Consider the following 18,675-nt stretch of genomic DNA (forward strand, 5'->3'; position numbering starts at 1 on the left):
TTGCGGTTCAGATCGTCACGCCGCCATCCACCAGGACGGCCTGTCCGGTCACGAAGCGGGACTCGTCGCTCAACAGGTAGACCACCTGCGGCGCGATGTCGTCCACCGTGGCCAGGCGGCCCACGGGCTGCCGGGCGATGAAGTCCTTCTCCGCTTGCAGGGGATCCGCAGCCGCGGCGATGCGTTGGCGAAGCGACGGCGTATCGACGGTCCCCGGACACAGTGCGTTGCAGCGCAGTCCCAGCTTCGCATAGTCTGCCGCGATGGCCTTCGACATGCCGATGACGGCCGCTTTGCTGGCGCCATAGGCGAAGCGGTTGGGAAAGCCCTTGATCGACGACGCCATCGAGGCCATGTTGACGATGGACGCACTACCGCCGGTCGTGGCGATCCTGTCCAGCATGCCGGGCAGGAACGACCGGATCAGCCTGTACGCGCCCTTGACGTTCACGTCGAAGCTGAAGTCCCAGTCCGCTTCATCGCAGTCCAGCACCGAGCCGTGGTGGACGTAGCCGGCGCAGTTGAAGAGCCCGTCAAGGACTGGCACGGAAGCGGCCAGCTGCTTGACCTGGGCGCCATCTCGCACGTCGAGCACGTGGGTCACCAGGTTTCCGGATTCAGTGGCCAGAGACTCCAGCAAGCTGCCATTCAAATCCGTGGCGATGACCTTGGCGCCTTCTCGGGCGCAGGCCAGCGCGCTGGCGCGGCCAATGCCCTGCCCGGCGGCCGTGATCAGGATGGTCTTGTCTCGGAGTCTCATGGCGTTCTCGCTGTTCACCAATGAACTTAAAGTTCATTGATGGATAATCTAGAACTCCGATGAGCGCAAGGCAACAGTGATTCCCCCTGGTGCTTCGAATCCGTCCCGACGCTGCGCATTACCCTCCCCGCCCATGTCAGAAGAAGACCGCTACCGCGCCCCCGCACTGGACAAGGGGCTGGACATCCTGGAACTGTTGGCGGAGCAGCCCCACGGGCTGACGCGTGCCGAGATCGTCAAGGAGATGGGCCGCAGCCCCAGCGAGATCTATCGCATGCTGGAGCGGCTTGTCGCGCGCCACTACGTCTCCAGGTCAGCGCAGGGCGACCGCTACGCCCTCAGCCTGAAGCTGTTCGCGCTGGGGCATCGTCACCCGCCGATTGAACGGCTTGTGGCCCAGGCGCTGCCGGCGATGGACGCGTTCGCCAAGGCCGCCGAACAGTCCTGCCACCTCGGCATCTACGACCGGGGCAACATCATCGTGGTGGCCCAGGTGAACGGCCCGGGGAACTGGGGCATGTCGGTGCGCCTCGGCGCGAGGATCAGTCTGGTGGGGACGGGGTCAGGTCACGTCATGCTCGCCTTCCAGTCCGCCCAAGGTCGCGCGGACATGCTGGCCGAACATGAGCGTCTCGATGGGGAGGTGCCGCTGTCCGAGGAGGACCTGTCGCCGATCCTGCAGCAGGTCCGCGACCTTGGGTATTGGCAAGGTGACAGCCTGCAGGCTTACGGTGTCGTCGACATGTCGATGCCCGTGGTGGGCCCAGGTGACCATGCGCTGGCGGTGTTGACCTGTCCCTTCATCCGACGTATCGACCGGCATGTCGGCGCCGATCTGGACGCGACGCGAGAACTGCTGGCCGGCGCAGTGGGGCGGCTTTCGATTAGGTAACGGCGGAGGACTGAGCGCTCCGCAATTCAGGGCTCGTCGCCGCCGAGTCCGCTGCAGCTGGTCTCCTGAAGATCGCAGATCTTGTCCACCCAGACGCGGAAGCGTCCCGCGGGAAGCCCTTGCCGCGATACATCGGCCGTTCGGCCTGGCCGGTCATGTCCGGGTTGTCGCGCGCATTGCGGATGAGGAACCAGCCCCCTTCCGACGCGACGACTTCGACTTCGGCGCGCGTGCGATAGCCCTGCTCTGGATCCACGTAGACGGGCACGAGCTTGCCGAGCACCTTCGCCTTGGCATTGGGGGCGGCACGGACGTTCAGGCCGGCAGGATCGGTTTCCTGGACGAAGGCGCCGATCTCGCACTGACTGCGGCTCGCCTCCGGCGAGCCCGCGGCGGCGTTGCCGATCGCGCCGAGCAAGACCAAGGCGATCGCGAACCAACGCTGGACGATGGGGTTCTGATCAGTCGCCATCGATGAGCACGTCGTAGAAGGTCTTGACCCGTCCCAGCAAGGCCAGGAAGTTGCCGAACAAGTTGTCTGAAGGTCCGATGCCTCGCGGACATGGCGAAGGCGATACTCGGTTGACGTCTTCAGGGAGAGAGCCGAAATGGCCAGAACGAAGAAGAGACCCTCGGGAGAGGGTCTGCTGGGTCTGTTCGCTTCAGTAGGAGCGGCGGTGATGTCGGTTCTCCGACCGCGCGCGACGGGGAAGTTGCACGAGCAGTCCGCACTCGCCGATGGCGCCGCCGTGACCGATGGCATGACCTGGCACCAGTTCGAGCTGCTGATTGGCGATGCGTTCCGGCAGAAGGGCTTCACCGTGGTCGAGATCGGCGGCAGCGGCCCCGATGGCGGCGTGGACCTCGTGCTGCGCAAGCCGTCGAAGACCGGGAACGAGACCTTCCTCGTTCAGTGCAAGCACTGGAAAGCCCGCAAGGTGGGCGTGGGCGCGGCAAGGGAGCTCTACGACGTGATGGCGGCGCGCGGGGCAGCGGGTGGGTTCGTGGTGACGGCGGGGAGCTTCACCAAGGAGACGCAGGCGTTTGCGGAGGGGCGGAATATTCGGCTCATCGATGGGCCTAAGTTGGCGGCGCTACTGGCGACCTCCTCTGCTCCGCAGCCCGAGCCGCAACGGTCAGCGGCGGACGTCACGATGGTGGTCTGCCCGGCTTGCTCGCAGCCGATGGTGCTGAGGACGCTCAAGCGCGGGCCGACCGCCGGGCAGCAGGTCTACGCGTGCTCGACTTATCCGATGTGCAAGGGGACGAGGCCGGCTTGAGCAGTTCGTGCGGTAGCAGGATGCGACTGACTTATTGAAGTCATTTGAGCGCTACATTCCGCTCCAAAAGGGAGCAAAGGAATGTCAGAGATCAAACAGGCGTACTGGTGGGTCAACCACAAGCAAACCTTCCAGCAGGAGTTCGATGGCGGCTATCTATGGAGTCCCAAGAAGTCCGCCACGGGAGCTACGAATCGGTTCTACGACAACATGCGTCGCGCCAAGCCAGGCGACTTGGTAGTCTCATATGCCGATGGCCGCATTCGTGCTTTGGGCGAGGTCACCGACACAGCCACCACAGCTCCAAAGCCCGCAACATTTCGGACTGTTGGATCCAATTGGGCGGAGTGGGGATGGCTTCTCCCGGTTCAATGGCAGCGCGTGAACGCCGAGGCACGCCCCGCTGATCATCTCGCCGAGCTCCTTCCCGTCCTCCCTGAGAAGTACTCGCCGTTGAACACCTCAACAGGAAAGGGCAACCAGAACGCCTACCTGTCAGAGATTGATTCGACACTCATGTCGCTGGTCGAAAGCTGGACGCACGGAACTCGGGATGCGATACAGCCATCTTGCGACAGCGCAGCGCTCCTGGAGTTGATCGAAGAGAAGGAATGCGACGAGATCGATCGAGACCCTGATCTCTCCCAGTCGGAACGCGAGACTCTTGTGCTCGCTCGCAAAGGTCAAGGGGTCTTTCGGGAACAGGTGCTAGCCTTGCATGGGAGCTGCATCGTGAGCGGAGTACGTGATCCGCGCCTGCTTCGCGCAAGCCATATCAAGCCTTGGCGACTCTGCGAAACGTCCACAGAGCGGTTGGATCCGCGAAACGGTCTGCTGCTAGCGCCCAACTTGGATCAGATGTTTGACAGAGGACTGATCTCCTTCAACGACGATGGTTCACTAATCGTGTCAAGCACATTGGCTGATGTTGACCTTGACGCAATGGGGCTCCACCTCGTCCTGCGCTCAAGGATCTCGCTAGCACAGCACTTGCGCTACATCGAATACCACCGTGGCAATGTTCTGATTCCTTAGCGGCAGAAGAAGCATCGCACTAGCACGGCTGGCTTGTTTGGCAACAAGCGAGCGAGTTGTCCGTTCAATCACTTGGACCAATCGTTCGACAGCGTTTCTGCCTGTTTCAGCACCAGCTCCACCGCGTCAGTTTGCTGATCGGGCGGGTACTTCCATCGCTGCAGCGTACGCCGGACCAGAATGCGTAGTTTGGCCCTTACGCTGTCGCGCACCTGCCAATCCACCGTTGTGCTGGATCGCAGCCTCTCTGTGATCTCGATCGCGATCTTCTTGAGCGTATCGTCTCCCAACTCACGCACCGCACTTTCATTGTTAGCCAGCGCGTCGTAGAAGGCGATCTCGTCATGGGTCAGACCTAGTTCGGTCTCCCGGGCCAGCGCGGCCTGAAACTCTTTCGCCATGGCGATCAATTCTTCGATGACCTGGGCCGTCTCAATCGCTCGGTTGTGATATTGCCTTAGCGTTTCAAGCAGGCGATCGCCGTACTTTTTCTCCTGCACTACGTTATTGCGGGCACGGGACTTGATCTCGTCACGAAGCAGCTTCTCCAGCAGCTCAACCGCAAGATTCCGGCTCTTCATCTTCCGCACGTCTTCCAGGAACTCATCTGACAGCAGACCGATGTTTGGCTTGTCGAGGCCCGCCAGCGCGAATATGTCCGACACCCCATCGGACACTATCGCGTTGTCCAGGATCTGCTTGAGCGCACTGTTCTTATCTTCGGCGGTCCGCTTCTTGTCCACCGTGGTGAACTTCGTGATGGCCGCCTTTACGGCAGCGAAGAATGCGATCTCCTTGCGCAACTGAACGGCCTCATCCAGCGTGCCGCACAATGAGAATGACTTGCTCACTGCCGTCATTACATCAAGGAAGCGCTGCTTGCCATCGTTCAAACCCAGCAGATGATTTGCCACCGGCACGATCAGCGAAATTGCGTCCGTCTCATAAGCGCTGTAGTCGAAGCCGTGCATCAGGCCACGCAGCACGTGCATGTTCTCAACCAAGACCGCCAGTGCTTCTCCCGCGTTGTGCGTCGGATCGCCTTTGCCCTTCGCTTCGGTGTAGGTCCTGAGCGCGGCCTTCAGCTCGTTGGCAATGCCAATGTAGTCCACCACCAAACCGCCGGGTTTGTCCTTGAAAACGCGATTCACCCGGGCGATGGCCTGCATCAGGTTATGACCCCTCATCGGCTTATCCACGTACATCGTGTGGCAGCAGGGAGCATCAAAACCGGTCAACCACATGTCCCTCACGATCACCAACTTCAGCGCGTCGGCCGGGTTCTTGAATCGCTTCTCTAATGACTTCTTCACCGCTGGGGTGTATCGGTGTGGCTGCAAGACTGATTTATCAGCTGATGATGCGGTCATTACGACCTTGATGGCGCCGGCAGCCGGGTCATCGCTATGCCAGTCCGGACGCAGTGCCGTGATGGCGTCGTACATTCGCACGCAGATCTCGCGACTCATGCACACGATCATGGCCTTGCCGTCGATGGAGCTGATGCGCGCCTCGAAGTGCTGCACGAGGTCACGTGTCACCTGCTTCAGTCGCGGGTCCGCGCCCACAAGCTTCTCAAGTGCTGCCCATTCGCTCTTGGTTCTCTCTCGACTGACGATGTCTTCCTCGTCTTCCACCACCTCATCGACCTGAGCGTTCAGCGTATCGATCTCAGCTTGATTCACGTCCAGCTTGGCCAGCCGACTCTCGTAGTAGATGGGCACCGTGGAGCCGTCGTCCACCGCATCCTGGATGTCGTAGATGCTGACGTAGTCACCGAATACCGCGCGGGTATCCTTGTCTTCCAGGGCGATGGGCGTACCGGTAAAGCCAATAAAGGTGGCGTTCTTCAGGGCATCGCGCATGTGCTTGGCGAAGCCGAACACGTACTTGCCGGTCTTGGTGTCCAGCCGCCCATTCATGCCGTACTGACTGCGGTGGGCTTCGTCCGAGATCACCACGACGTTGGTGCGGGCCGACAGCTCGGGGTGCACTTCCTCACCTTCCAGCAGCGCAAACTTCTGCACCGTGGTGAATATGACTCCGCCGGCCTGGCGCGAGGCGAGCATGTCGCGCAGTTCATCGCGGCCCGTGGCCCGCAGCGGCTCAGTCTTCAACAAGTCTCTAGCAGCGGAGAACGTGCCGAACAGCTGACCATCCAAGTCGTTCCGATCCGTTACCACCACCAGCGTGGGGTTCTTCATTGCCGGCTGCTGCAACAGCTTGCCTGCATAACAGGCCATGGTGATGCTCTTGCCCGACCCCTGCGTGTGCCACACCACGCCCGCCTTACGCGAGCCAGGCTGTACTTGCTTGCCATAGATGGCGCGCTCTTCCCGCACCTCCAGCAGACCCTTGTCGGCTTCCTGCGCGGCGATCACCGTGGCGGCCACCGCTTCGCGCACTGCGTGGAACTGGTGGTAGCCGGCCACCTTCTTGATGAGTACATCACCGTCTTGCTCAAACAGAACGAAGTGCCGCAGGTAGTCCAGCAGCAGCTCAGGCTTAAAGAACCCGCGAACCATCGTCTCCAACTCCATTTGCAGCTGGGGCCGGTCATCCTCATTGGCAATGGTGCGCCAGGGCAGCATGCGCTCGGCATCAGCCGTCAGCGAGCCGACGCGAGCCGTGAAGCCATCGCTGATCACTAACACGGCGTTGCAGTTGAAGAGGTCGGCGGCTTCAGTCTTGTAGGTCTGCAGCTGATTAAACGCATCCCAGATGCCAACCTGTTCGTTGGCCGGGTTTTTCAACTCAATCACCGCGACCGGCAGGCCGTTAATAAACGCAACGAGATCTGGCCGCAGTGGCTGCTTGCTGCCCTGCACGGTAAATTGGTTCACCACCAGAAACTCGTTGTTAGACGGGGTGGCGAAATCGATCAGGCTGACTAGATCGTCGGTCTTGCCTTCGCGGTCGGGCTTGGGGAAAGCAACTTCAACACCGCCTAGCAAGAGACGATGTACAGCGCGGTTGCGAACCACCAGCAACGGCTCGCTTATCCTGACGACGGCATCAGCGGCCTCATCCAGCGCCTGCGCGGGAATGTGCGGGTTTATGCGGGCCAAGGCAGCCAGCAGACGACTACGCAACACCAACTGCCGATAGTCGGCTCGCTCGGCGCTCACCCCTTCCGGCGCTATATCCGGGCCGTGTGCATACCGCCAGCCGGACTCTTCAAACCAGCGGATGCACTGCTCTTCGAGTTGATGTTCGTTCAGCATTTGGGGAGACTCAGCATCGCGTCAATCGAACACAACCTGCCGACGCGACACCGCAAGCGCCAGGCGAAGAATGCGCTCCAACATACCGTGGTCAGGCTTGCCATCTCTGGACATCGGCGTGGGATACCAGATCGGACGCACCTTGAGGTGCAGGAGACGGGCCTCCTTCTGCGCCTTTGACGCAGCGTCGTTGGGCTCGTTCAACACTGCAAAGTGGTCAGGGATCTCGAAGGCGGCCTCGTCCACTATCCGTTGGAACAACTCCAACGTCTTATCCTGTTCCAGGCTGCAGCCAATGAACAGGAGCGAATGGCTGATGAAGATCTGCCGCAGTGCGCGAGGAAGCTGGTTCTGGAACGCGAGCGGTTCACCGTAGGCCGCGTCGTACTGCGATCGGGTGAACACATGGGTGTTGTCCTGCCCGGCATCCCCATGCAGCTTGAGAATGCAACGCTCGCCACGCAACAGCCGCTGCACGAAGTTGTTGCCAGCCTGGGTGCCGTGCATGTAGCCATCCAGCGGCTGGCCGCGGTCACGAAACAAGTCTTCGATAACGGTGTCGAAATTGGTAGTGACGATGCACCCCTTGGCGAGATCCGGGAGTAGCCCGACCGGCCCGACGATGGCGCCGCGCTGGCGGAACTCGGTCTTGATGAAGTGCCGCACCTGATCGGCCGCCGCATCGTGCAACACCTGAGCGGCTTGCAGATAGTCGTACTGCGCCATCAAGGGCTCGATGTCCTGCACACCGATGCCATGGAGTTTCTGCGCCATCTTGCGCAGTGCCTCGCGCCACATGGGATAGCCACAGGCGCTTGACAGACCAGCGCCGACAAACGGCGCGACCCGCCCGCCGCGGACAGCATCAACTAAGTCCAGAAAGACGGAGCGTTGGTCCGAATCACGAATGAAAGCGACCGCGTCCTCGTGCTCATCGGCCTGCCGCTTACCTTCCCAATGATCCAGCTCATCCAGGTAGGCGTCCCGCTCTGCCCAGTACAGCACGTCGCTGACCTTGACCACGTATTCGTGTTCAGGGTCTCTCAAGCTCTTGAGCACAACCGGGTCGGCTTGATCCAGCTGCTGATTGAAATCGGCCTTGGAGTTGTAGGCCGCCTGCAAAGCTTCCTCGACCTTATCGACAATAAGCTTGCTGTCCCGGAGCTTCTGGATGTCCATCAGTTAGCTCCCAAGCCTTCAACCGCAGCCGCAGCCGAATTGACCGAAAGGTCGCCCGATAGCAGTTGGGGCAGCAGCGCATCACGCATTTCAGCTAGCGCCCTCATCTGTCGAGCACTGCATTCGACTTGCCGGAACAGCGGGTCTGTAAATGCCTCAAAAGACGCCAGCAGCTCGGGGGCCGGTACAAGCACTGCAAGCGACTCGATGTGGCCTTTGGTGATGGCCTCGCGCGATGCACCGGCATTCAATCCCAGGAGGAAACTCTTAGTCTCAGGCAGAAGCAGATGCTGGTGCAGAAATCTTGGCGGCACGCCTGTCTTAGCCCGAATGATGGCTACATGTTGATTCACGCGTGCGGGCAGAACATCAGGCAGCACTACGCAGGTACGCAGAATGGACGCACCGGTTATGTTCAGCAGGACATCACCTTTGTGCACGGTGACACCTTTGAGTTGATCGGCCGCCTCATTTGTGATCCGTGCCAAGCCTTCCCAGACGAACAGACTGTCGTATACGTTCTGGCTCCGAATGAGTGCGACGCCTTCGTTTTGATACACCTCTCGTCCACCGCGCGGGGTCGCTCCACTGCCGATCTTGTCGGTCAACAGCGCAAATGGCTTTACGGACCAACCGGCAGGCGCATCACCGAATGGCAATTGCGTCAGCTCATCCGGAAATAGCGCGGCGGTGGCGGCAAGTTGTTCGCGTCTCTCGGGTGGTAGGGCGTCGAGTTCAGTGTCGGACTTGCCGCTGATGGCACTCATCGCCGCACGTAGAGGGTCGCGTCCTTCAACTTTAGCGGCGATCTTGGCTCTGACGGGATCGAAGTCCACGAACCAAGACTTAAAGATGGCTTGCGCCATACCTTCGAGAGTTTGATTAATGCGGCGGTTAACCGCACTCTTGTCGTCCAGGTCTTTGAGGACTTTAACGATCCTGCGCTGGACATGCAGTGAAGGGTAACGAACCGGAATGCGGTTGAGATTTCCTTGGGTCAGCTTGGGCATCACCGCGCCCGTTAGGAATGGCTGGATGTCCGCAACTTGCAGGAAGTAGTGAAGGTACTCCGTGCACACCTCGCCCTTGCCGGTAACGATGTGCGCGTGGTTGTTTACCCAGAACCGCCCGCCTGCAATGAACGCAATGGGTGTCTGTCGAGTCTTGAGGTTCTCGCCGTCTTCAGCAATGAGCAGGTAGGTCCCGTCGAAGAGGTAGCCGTCAACATAGTCGACGATGCCAGATGCCCCGTAGTAGGGGAACGGGCCCTTCTTCCGATCAGACTCCTTTACAGGTCGTCGCTTTCCATCATGGTTGTTCGTGAGGTCGCCTAGAGGTCTCTCAAACCATTCGATCTCAGAAGCCATGTCCCAACCCTGCCAGGTTCTTCTTGATCTCATCCTCTAGCTCCGCGCTCTCTGCAAACTGATCGGCCAGTTGTGCCGTTAGGCGCGCCATCTTGTCGGCGAAGGCTTCGCCATCATCCGCCTGGTCTTCAGCGCCCACGTAGCGCCCCGGCGTTAGCACATGCTCGTGTTGGCGCACGTCGTCTAGGCTGGCTGAGTAGCAGAAGCCCTTGACGTCTTCGTAGCCTTCACCCTGTTGCCAAGCGTGAAAGGTGTCAGCGAGCTTCCGGATGTCCTGTTCGGTGAAGTCGCGCAGCACGCGGTCCTTCATGTAGCCCATGCGGCGTGCGTCGATGAACAGGAACTGCCGGCGCCGATCGCGCTTCTTCTTGCTGAGGTTATAGCCGTTGGCCTTGTCGCGCGTGAGGAACCAGATGCAGGCGGGGATCTGCGTGTTGGTGAACAATTGGCCGGGCAGTGCCACCATGCATTCCACATAGTCGTCTTCCACCAGCTGCTTACGGATTTCGCCTTCGCCATTGGTATTGCTGCTCATCGAGCCATTGGCCAGCAACAGAGCCATGCTGCCGGTGGGCGCCAAGTGATACAGCATGTGCTGCAACCAAGCGAAGTTGGCATTGCCCTGTGGCGGAGTGCCTGCCAGCCAGCGTGGGTCGTTGGCCAGCCTCTCGCTCCACCACTCCTTCATGTTGAATGGGGGGTTAGCCATCACGAAGTCGGCGCGCAGGTCGGGATGCAGGTCGTTTTGCAGCGTGTCGCCCGGTCCGCCACCAAAGTTGAAATCGATGCCGCGAATGGCCATGTTCATGGCCGCCAGCTTCCAGGTGGTTGGGTTACTCTCCTGGCCGTACACGCTGATCTGGCCGCTGGCCTTATTGCCATGGCCCTTGGCGCTCTTGCCCGCGTGCTGCTCGATGAAGTCTTCACTCTGGACGAAGAAGCCTCCAGAGCCCATGGCCGGGTCATACACCCGGCCCTTGAAGGGCTGCAGCATGTTCACGATCAGGCTGACTATGCTTTTGGGTGTGTAGTACTGGCCGCCCTTCTTGCCCTCAGCTAGCGCGAACTCGCCCAAGAAGTATTCATAGATGTGGCCCAGGATGTCTTTGGCCTGCAGATTCAGCGGCTGGCCTTTGTACTCGGTAGCGTGGAAGTTTGTGTCCGAGAACAGCGCGATCAGGTCGGCCAGCTTTGCCGAGGCTAGCTCTGTGCTGGCAAAGCTCTTGTTCAGCACGTTCTTGAGCTTGACGTTCTCACGCTCTATGGCCTCCATGGCGTTGTCGATCAGCCAGCCCACGCTGCGCATCTCTTCAGGCTCGTCCTTGCCGGGCTTTTTCCACGGCAGCGATGCCTTGGGCGGCAGTTGGGCGCAGTCCACCAGGGTCTGCCAGCGGGCTTCCACAGGCACCCAGAACACGTTCTTCTCGGTGTAGTAGTCGCGCACCTCCCGCTCGGCCGCGACATTGCCCTCATAGTCCTCGGGGTAGTCCGCCGGGTCCATGTAGTAGTCATGGGCCGGATCGCGGAACTGAGAGTCAAGCTCCTCCTGCCTCTCCTCGAAGGCATCAGACACGTACTTGAGGAACAGCAGGCCCAATGCGATGTGCTTGTAGACAGCCGCGTCGAGGTTGGAACGCAGTTTGTCAGCAGATGTCCAGAGTTTCTTTTCGAGGTCGTTGAAGAAGTGCTGTTCGACTTGGTTCATTGAATTCATCCCTGTGCGTACCGCATCAGTATCGTGGCACTTTCCGTTGCATTCTGCCCAGCAAATCCCTTAGGTCGCGCGCACAGCGATCGCGCTAGGCGCGAATACCTCATTGGTTTTTGTAGACACAACCACCGCTTGTATTGGATCAACTGCGAACCACGGTGCAAGGCTGACCGCCTTGTCAGAACGTCACCTTAGCCGACAAGATGCATACGCCGTGAGGATGCGCTAAGTGAGGTTTCGCAGCGGGGCGACAGCCAGCACTTGGACGAAGCCGCTGTAGGCTGTCATGAACAATATGGAGCTACACCACCCACGTGATCTGCGCTGGCTTGTAGCCCGCACATAGGCTCTGGACTCATTAGCACACCGGGCGTCACATTGCATTGCCTAATTCGGTATCGGATGCACTTGAGCGCGTGCTCACCATCAAGCTGACCACTTCAATGGTCGACAGGACAAAGCCGTCGCCGAATTGACATCATGCTTCGCGCAGCGGAGTCGAAGACAGCAAGTCACCACTAACTCTTCACTTCGTATAGATGTGATTGGTAGGCCGTACAGGACTTGAACCTGTGACCAAAGGATTATGAGTCCTCTGCTCTAACCAACTGAGCTAACGGCCCCCGGGGGTAATCGCATATACGAACCCTGGCGGATTCGTTGGTTCCGGCGTTGCACCGGAGCGGCGGATTGTAAGCATGCTTGGGCGCCGGCCTGACGAGCCGCGCAGCGCGGCTACTTCTGCGACAGCGCGTTGCTCACCATCCTCGACGTGATGTCGACGATCTCGATCATGCGGTCGTAGGCCATGCGCGTCGGGCCGATGACGCCGAGCGTGCCGACCACCTCGCCGTCCACCTCGTACGGCGCGGAAACGATCGACAGCTCTTCAACAGGCACGACCTGGCTCTCCCCGCCGATGTAGATCCGCACGCCTTCCGCGCGGCTGGACACATCCAGCAGCCGCATCAGCTGCGTCTTCTGCTCGAACATGTCGAACATCCGCCGCAGGCTCCCCATGTCGTGGCTGAAGTCCTGCACCGTCAGCAGGTTCCTCTCCCCCGAGATGATCATCGGCTCGTGCTCCGTCACCCCCTGCTGCCCGACATCCACCGCCGCGCTCATCAGCTTGGCGATCTCCCCGCGCAGTTGGTCCACCTCCGACCTCAGGCGGTCCCGCACCACGTCCAGGCTCAGCCCCGCGTAGTGCGCGTTCAGCCGGTTGCTCGCCTCCGTCAGGTCGGACTGGGTCAGGTCTTGCGCCGTGAACACCAGCCGGTTCTGCACATCCCCGTCCGGCGACACCATGATCACCAGCACCCGTCGATCCCCCAGACGCAGGAACTCGATGTGGTGGAACACCGCCGTCTTCCGCGGCGACGTCACCACCCCCACGAAACTCGACAGGCTGCTCAGCAGATGCGCCGCGCTCGCGATCACCTTCTGCGGTTGATCAGGCAACAACTGGCTCTCGAACGACCCCACCCCCTCGCGCGGCATGCCCGGCTTGGCCGTCAGCAAGGTGTCCACGAACAGCCGGTACCCCCGCGCCGTCGGAATCCGCCCCGCGCTGGTGTGCGGGCTCGCGATCAGCCCCAGCTCCTCCAGGTCCGCCATCACGTTGCGGATCGTCGCCGGGCTCAGCTCCAGCCCCGACGCCTTCGACAAGGTGCGCGACCCCACCGGCGAACCGTCGGCGATGTACCGCTCCACCAGAGCCTTCAGCAGTGTCTTCGCGCGATCGTCGAGCATGTTTTTCATTCTAAAGAAGCCGGCGGCGCCACCCCCCGCATACCCCCGGTCCCAGCAATTCGCTGTGGTGTAATTCCCGCCATGTCCAAGCGCTTCCGCCATGTGGCCATCGTCGGAAAACCCCAGTCGCGGGGCATCCGGCCCATCCTGGAAGAGATTGCCGATTTTGTCGCCTCCCAGGGATTGGATGTTTCCCTCGAACAGGCCACCGCCGACAGCACCGGCATCACCGCCCTCCCCGGCCTGTCCCACGCCGAACTCGGCGCCCAGTGCGACCTGGCCATCGTCGTCGGCGGCGACGGCACCATGCTCGGCTTCGCCCGCCAGGTCGCCCGCTACAACCTCCCCCTCGTCGGCATCAACCAGGGACGCCTCGGCTTCATCACCGACATCTCCGCCGACCAGTTCAAGGACGCCCTCGCCCCCATCCTCGCCGGCGACTTCGAGATCGAACACCGCTCCCTCCTCGAAGGCGCCGTGATCCGCGACGGCGAACAGATCTTCTCCGGCGTGGCGCTGAACGACGTCGTCGTCTCCCGCGGCGCCACCGCCGCCATGGTCGAACTGCGCGTGGACGTCGGCGACGAGTTCGTCGCCAACATGCGCGCCGACGGCGTCATCGTCGGCACGCCCACCGGCTCCACCGCCTACGCCCTCTCCGCCGGCGGACCCATCCTCCACCCCGGCATCGCCGGCTGGGTCCTCCTGCCCATCGCCTCCCACGCCCTCTCCAACCGCCCCATCGTGCTGCCCGACAACGGCGAGGTCCGCCTCACCATCGTCGCCGGCCGCGACGCGTCGGTGAACTTCGACATGCAATCCCTCGCCTCCCTGCTCCACGGCGACTGCATCACCGTGCGCCGCTCCCAGCACCGCGCCCCCTTCCTCCACCCCAGCGGCTGGTCCTACTACGCCACCCTGCGCCGCAAACTCCGCTGGAACGAAGGCACCACCTGATGCTGCGCCGCCTCGCCCTCAAGGACTTCGTGATCGTCCCGGCGCTCGAACTCGACTTCGCCGCCGGCTTCTCCGCCCTCACCGGTGAAACCGGCGCCGGCAAGTCCATCCTCATCGACGCCCTGCAGTTGGCCCTCGGCTCCCGCGGCGACGCCGCCGTCGTCCGCGAAGGCGCCACCCGCGCCGAAATCTCCGCCGAGTTCGACCGCCCCGCCGTCCTCGCCCCCTGGCTCGAGGAAGCCGGCTTCGACTCCGCCGTCGACGGCGCCGACGACACGCTGCTCCTGCGTCGCGTGATCGACGCCCAAGGCAAGAGCCGCGCATGGATCAACGGCGGCACCGCCACCGTCGCCCAGCTGCGCGAACTCGCCGAACACCTGCTCGACATCCACGGCCAGCACGCCTGGCAAGGCCTGACCCGCCCCGTGAGCGTGCGCGAGCTGCTGGACAGCTTCGCCCAGATCGAGACCAAGCCGATGGCCGCCGCCTTCACCGAGTGGCGCCAGGCCACCGAGGCGCTGTCCGCCGCGCAGTCGAAACAGGCCGACCTCGCCCGCGAGCACGAGCGCCTGAGCTGGCAGATCGGCGAGCTCGGTCGCCTCGCGCCCGGCGCGGACGAGTGGGACGAGCTGAACGCGGAACACCAGCGCCTGTCGCATGCGCAGTCGCTGATGGACGCCGCCCGCGGCGCGCTCGAACGCATCGCCGAGGCCGAGATCAACGCCGAGTCGCTGACCGACGAGGCGCTCTCCGCGCTGCAGGACGTGCTCGTCTACGACGCCGGCCTGCAGGACACCGTCAGCGCGCTGCTCGGCGCGCAGGCGCAGCTGCAGGACGCCGCGCACAGCCTCAGCTCTTATCTGAACGCCGCCGACCTCGACCCCGACCGGCTGCAGCAGCTCGACGAGCGCGTGTCCGCCTGGGTCACGCTCGCGCGCCGCTACCGCCGTCAGCCGGCTGAACTGGCCGCGCTGCTCGACGAATGGAAGGCCGAGCTCGCGCAGCTCGACGCCGCCACCGACCTCGACGCGCTGCAGGCCAAGCAGGCCGCCGCGTTGAAGCGGTATCAGAAGGAAGCCAGGACCGTCAGCACCGCGCGCGCCAAGGCGGCGCCGACGCTGTCCGACGCCGTCTCGCAGGCGATGCAGCAGCTGGGCATGTCCGGCGGCCGCTTCGAGGTCGCGCTGCTGCCGCAGGACGAGCCGCAGAGCTTCGGGCTGGAGTCCGCCGAGTTCCTCGTCGCCGGCCATGCCGGCAGCACGCCGCGCCCGCTGGCGAAGGTCGCCTCCGGCGGCGAGCTGTCGCGCATCGCGCTGGCCATCGCCGTCACGACCAGCCAGCAGAACAGCGGCGCCGGCACGCTGATCTTCGATGAGATCGACGCCGGCGTCGGCGGCGCGGTCGCGGAGACCGTCGGCCGGCTGATGAAGCAGCTCGGCCAGCGCGCGCAGGTCCTCGCCGTCACCCACCTGCCGCAGGTCGCCGCCTGCGCGGATCACCACTTCCTCGTGGCCAAGGCGCTCAAGGACGGCAAGACCAACTCCGACGTCCGACCCATCGCCGGCGAGGCCCGCACCGCCGAGATCGCCCGCATGCTCGGCGGCGAACGGCTGTCGTCGACCTCGCTCGCCCATGCGCAGGAAATGCTGGAGCTGTCCGCCAAGGGCAGTCCCGCCGACCCGGCCGGCAAGCCCTCCAACAGAAAGGTGAAGCCGTGAGCGCGCCCCACACCGCTCCGGTGCCCCCGGCCCTCGCCACCCCCACCGCCACCTCGCCCCGCGGCGAGGTCGTGCTCGTCACCGGCATGTCCGGCGGCGGCAAGTCGATCGCGATGCACGCGCTCGAGGACGCCGGCTTCTTCTGCGTCGACAACCTGCCGCCCGAGCTGCTGCCGCAGTTCCTCGACCTGGAACGCCAGCGCGGCTGGCGCCGCGTCGCGATCGCGGTGGACGTGCGCAGCGCCGGCTCGCTGCCGCAGCTGCTGCTGCACATCAAGGAAATGCGCCAGGAAGGCGTCTCGCTGCGCGCGATCTTCCTGGACGCCGACGACGACACGCTGCTGCGCCGGTTCTCCGAGACGCGCCGCCCGCACCCGCTGCGCGCCCGTTACGACGCGCGCGACGACGGCGACACGCACCGCGCGCTGCAGGAAGCGATCGCGCTCGAGCGCGAGCTGCTGACGCCGCTGCGCATGGAGTCCACCGTCATCGACAGCAGCCAGCTCCGTCCCGCGCAGCTGCGTGGCTGGCTGCGCGACCTGGTGCATGTGAGCGGCTCGTCGCTGACGCTGGTGTTCGAGTCCTTCGCGTTCAAGCACGGTGTGCCCAGCGACGCGGACTTCGTCTTCGACGTCCGCGTGCTGCCCAACCCGTATTACGACCGCGAACTGCGTCCGCTCACCGGCCGCGACGAACCGGTCGCGGCCTACCTGGAGAGCCAGCCCGAGGTCCGGCTGATGCTCAGCCAGATCGGCGCCTTCATCGCGCAGTGGCTGCCGAACTTCGCGCAGGACCAGCGCAGCTACCTGACCGTCGCCATCGGCTGCACCGGCGGGCAGCACCGCTCGGTCTACCTCGTCGAAACGCTGGCCAAGCAGTTCGCCTTCCACGGGCAGGTGTTGAAGCGGCATCGCGAACTCGACGCGCGCTGAGCCGACGCGGGCTTGCGCGCGGCAAGCGCGGCAAGCGCGGACGGGGTCGCCCGCGCGGCGTTCAGCTTTGCTCGACCGCCTGGTGCTCGATCTCCTGCACCTGGTTGAACAGCAGGATGCCCAGCACGACCGACGCGAAGGGCATCAGCACCAGCATCAGGATCATCCAGAGCACCACGCCGCGCTCCGCGCGCTTGACCGCGATGCCCATGTACGCGAAGTGCGCGCACAAGCCCGCGAAGAGCCCCATGCCGAGCATGGTCAGCTTGGCCGGATCGCCCTCGCCGGCCACCTGGGTCTCGCTGATCAGGAACCACAGGCACACCCCGCTGGCGAGCAGCGCGATGAAGGCCGATTCCAATGCGCTCTTGATGGCCGCGGCCCGGCCCGGCTTGACGTCGTTCGACATGGTGTCCCTGGATGCGGTGGAAGCGGATGCGGAGCCGCCCTGGCCCCCCGTCCGTGATCCGCGCGAGCATAACGGAGCAGCGCCCGCCGGTAACGCGCGGAACCCCGGAGGCGCCCGCGGCCACCGAGCCGGAGACGCCTGACCACCGGCGTCTCCGCGGGCACCGGCCGGACGTCGCGCGACAGCGGCAGGTGCCACCCGGGAACCTGATCGGTTATCAGACGACTGACTCTCCTTGCACGCAATGTCCGCAGGAAGATCAGCATGACGACCATTTCCGAACACCCCAGCGCCCGCACCGACCTCCACACCGACGATGCCATCGACGAAGCGCTGGCGGCGCTCGACATCGAGACGAATTTCAGCCCGAAGAACAATCCCGGCATCGAGGACAGGGTGAAGCATCGGGCGGTGTGGCTCAACACGGTCGCGCGACAGTGGCCGGGCGCGGACAACTCGCTGCGCGCGCAAACGCAGACGCTGTCGCGGCGGGCGAACGAGTTCCTTGGCAATTCCCCGGCGAGCGCCACCCAGTTGTACGAGCTCGACTGCGACATCAACCAGTTGCCGCAAGGACTGCATCACGTCGCCGCCCACCTCGACGCCTTCGCGTACGACCAGCGGGAACTCTCCCGGCTGAGCACGGCGCTGGATCGCATCGCCGGGGGCGGCCACCGGTATGGCATTTCCGAACCCCGCTTCGCGGAGTTTCGCGCGACCGCCAAGCGCATTGCTTCGGCGATCGATGCGGGTCGCGACAACCTCATGGCCGGCCGCGCGCAGGCCCTGCACGACGACGTGACGACGATCACGGGGCAGACCGCCAGTCTGCGCGGCATCCTCCAACTCAAGAAGGTCATCCACCCGGACGACGCACTCCCCGAGACGCCGCATCCCGAACCGATCCCGAGCGCCGCACGGCGCACGGTCTCCCCCGCCACGCTGCTGCGCGGCGCACTATCGCGTGTGGCCCATACCGCGCAGTCGGCGCGGAACGCCTTGGTCCAGCACCTGTCGCCCCAGCGGATGAAAGAGGCGAAGCTCGCCGAGATGGCGCGGCGCAAGGAGGCCCAGGCGCCGCTGCGCGAGGAGCTGTCGCTGCTGGACGATGACCTCTCGGGGGCGGAGCTCCGCGTGAGCCTCTTCGGTTTCAAGCCCGGCGTGCCTGATCCGCAGTCGGTGGCGCAGTGGGAGGACCGCACGGCGTGGGTCAGTCGCACCCTGAACCCGATCCTGAAGGCAGCGCGACGGACCGAGGCGGCCGCGCTGCGCGCCCTGGCCAGGAGCAGCAAGCCCGAGGCCGTCGCTCAACAGGCGATCGCCAAGATCCGCTCGCAGCTGACGGCTTTCAATGCCGCCCTCGACGAGCGCGGCGAAGACATGCGGAACTTCAAGTTCCAGCAGCGCCCCTGGCCGCCCGTCGCCGGTCCGGACCGCGGGGGACGCGCCGCGTGAGTCC

Annotated in this window: 15 protein-coding genes and 1 tRNA gene; 7 read left to right on the forward strand and 9 right to left on the reverse strand. The window is 63.4% G+C overall.

Going from position 1 to position 18,675, the window contains the following annotated elements; translation table 11 throughout:
- Positions 1–7 precede the first annotated feature (7 nt).
- Entirely contained in the window at positions 8–760 is a 753-nt protein-coding gene (locus AC1VNM_RS16635) for an SDR family oxidoreductase (protein ID WP_483109286.1), read from the reverse strand.
- Between the two features lie 133 nt (positions 761–893).
- Between AC1VNM_RS16635 and AC1VNM_RS16640 the strand changes: the two genes are divergently transcribed.
- The gene (locus AC1VNM_RS16640; protein ID WP_483107642.1) at positions 894–1,652 is read left to right on the forward strand and encodes an IclR family transcriptional regulator; all 759 of its coding nucleotides are present in this window, start codon (positions 894–896) and stop codon (positions 1,650–1,652) included.
- On the opposite strand, the gene AC1VNM_RS16645 is transcribed toward AC1VNM_RS16640, so the two are convergent.
- On the reverse strand, positions 1,645–2,124 hold the full coding sequence (locus AC1VNM_RS16645) for an SH3 domain-containing protein (RefSeq protein WP_483107643.1): 480 nt from the start codon (positions 2,122–2,124) through the stop codon (positions 1,645–1,647). The genes AC1VNM_RS16640 and AC1VNM_RS16645 overlap by 8 nt on opposite strands.
- Before the next feature lie 208 nt (positions 2,125–2,332).
- Here AC1VNM_RS16645 and AC1VNM_RS16650 point away from each other — a divergent pair, with 208 nt between their 5' ends.
- Positions 2,333–2,932 (forward strand): restriction endonuclease, encoded by a 600-nt coding sequence (locus tag AC1VNM_RS16650; RefSeq protein ID WP_483107644.1) that lies wholly within the window; start codon positions 2,333–2,335, stop codon positions 2,930–2,932.
- Between the two features lie 81 nt (positions 2,933–3,013).
- A complete protein-coding gene (locus AC1VNM_RS16655; protein WP_483107645.1) occupies positions 3,014–3,967 on the forward strand; it encodes an HNH endonuclease in 954 nt (317 codons plus the stop codon).
- A 68-nt stretch (positions 3,968–4,035) separates the two neighbouring features.
- Here AC1VNM_RS16655 and AC1VNM_RS16660 read toward each other — a convergent pair whose 3' ends face one another.
- From AC1VNM_RS16660 to hrcA, 6 genes are all read right to left on the reverse strand, one after another.
- Positions 4,036–7,191, reverse strand: a complete 3,156-nt coding sequence (locus AC1VNM_RS16660) for a type I restriction endonuclease subunit R (protein WP_483107646.1) — start codon at positions 7,189–7,191, stop codon at positions 4,036–4,038.
- A gap of 21 nt (positions 7,192–7,212) precedes the next feature.
- Positions 7,213–8,370 carry an SIR2 family protein gene (locus AC1VNM_RS16665; RefSeq protein WP_483107647.1) on the reverse strand — a complete coding sequence of 386 codons (1,158 nt, stop codon included), beginning with the start codon at positions 8,368–8,370 and terminating at the stop codon, positions 7,213–7,215.
- Entirely contained in the window at positions 8,370–9,737 is a 1,368-nt protein-coding gene (locus AC1VNM_RS16670; RefSeq protein ID WP_483107648.1) for a restriction endonuclease subunit S, read from the reverse strand. The genes AC1VNM_RS16665 and AC1VNM_RS16670 overlap by 1 nt, the downstream gene beginning before the upstream one ends.
- A complete protein-coding gene (locus AC1VNM_RS16675; RefSeq protein WP_483107649.1) occupies positions 9,727–11,442 on the reverse strand; it encodes a class I SAM-dependent DNA methyltransferase in 1,716 nt (571 codons plus the stop codon). Before AC1VNM_RS16675 ends, AC1VNM_RS16670 begins: the two co-directional genes overlap by 11 nt.
- A 552-nt stretch (positions 11,443–11,994) precedes the next feature.
- A tRNA-Ile gene (locus AC1VNM_RS16680) sits at positions 11,995–12,071 on the reverse strand.
- Positions 12,072–12,183: 112 nt separating this feature from the next.
- Positions 12,184–13,200 (reverse strand): heat-inducible transcriptional repressor HrcA, encoded by a 1,017-nt coding sequence (gene hrcA, locus AC1VNM_RS16685; RefSeq protein WP_377161764.1) that lies wholly within the window; start codon positions 13,198–13,200, stop codon positions 12,184–12,186.
- Positions 13,201–13,281: 81 nt separating this feature from the next.
- Here hrcA and AC1VNM_RS16690 point away from each other — a divergent pair, with 81 nt between their 5' ends.
- The 3 genes from AC1VNM_RS16690 to rapZ are packed head-to-tail and all read left to right on the forward strand — an operon-like array spanning position 13,282 to position 16,807.
- Positions 13,282–14,157, forward strand: coding sequence for an NAD kinase (locus AC1VNM_RS16690; RefSeq protein ID WP_483107650.1), 876 nt, complete (start codon positions 13,282–13,284; stop codon positions 14,155–14,157).
- On the forward strand, positions 14,157–15,875 hold the full coding sequence (recN, locus tag AC1VNM_RS16695; RefSeq protein WP_483107651.1) for a DNA repair protein RecN: 1,719 nt from the start codon (positions 14,157–14,159) through the stop codon (positions 15,873–15,875). Before AC1VNM_RS16690 ends, recN begins: the two co-directional genes overlap by 1 nt.
- Positions 15,876–15,895: 20 nt before the next feature.
- Positions 15,896–16,807: an RNase adapter RapZ gene (gene rapZ / locus AC1VNM_RS16700; protein ID WP_483109287.1), complete on the forward strand. Its 912-nt coding sequence runs from the start codon at positions 15,896–15,898 to the stop codon at positions 16,805–16,807.
- Between the two features lie 61 nt (positions 16,808–16,868).
- Here the strand turns inward: rapZ and AC1VNM_RS16705 are convergent, their stop codons facing one another.
- Entirely contained in the window at positions 16,869–17,216 is a 348-nt protein-coding gene (locus AC1VNM_RS16705) for a hypothetical protein (protein ID WP_377160724.1), read from the reverse strand.
- Between the two features lie 264 nt (positions 17,217–17,480).
- On the opposite strand from AC1VNM_RS16705, the gene AC1VNM_RS16710 reads away from it, so the two are divergent.
- Positions 17,481–18,671 (forward strand): hypothetical protein, encoded by a 1,191-nt coding sequence (locus AC1VNM_RS16710; RefSeq protein ID WP_483107652.1) that lies wholly within the window; start codon positions 17,481–17,483, stop codon positions 18,669–18,671.
- Positions 18,672–18,675: the final 4 nt, after the last annotated feature.

Source organism: Mitsuaria sp. MSU3D (assembly GCF_056867975.1).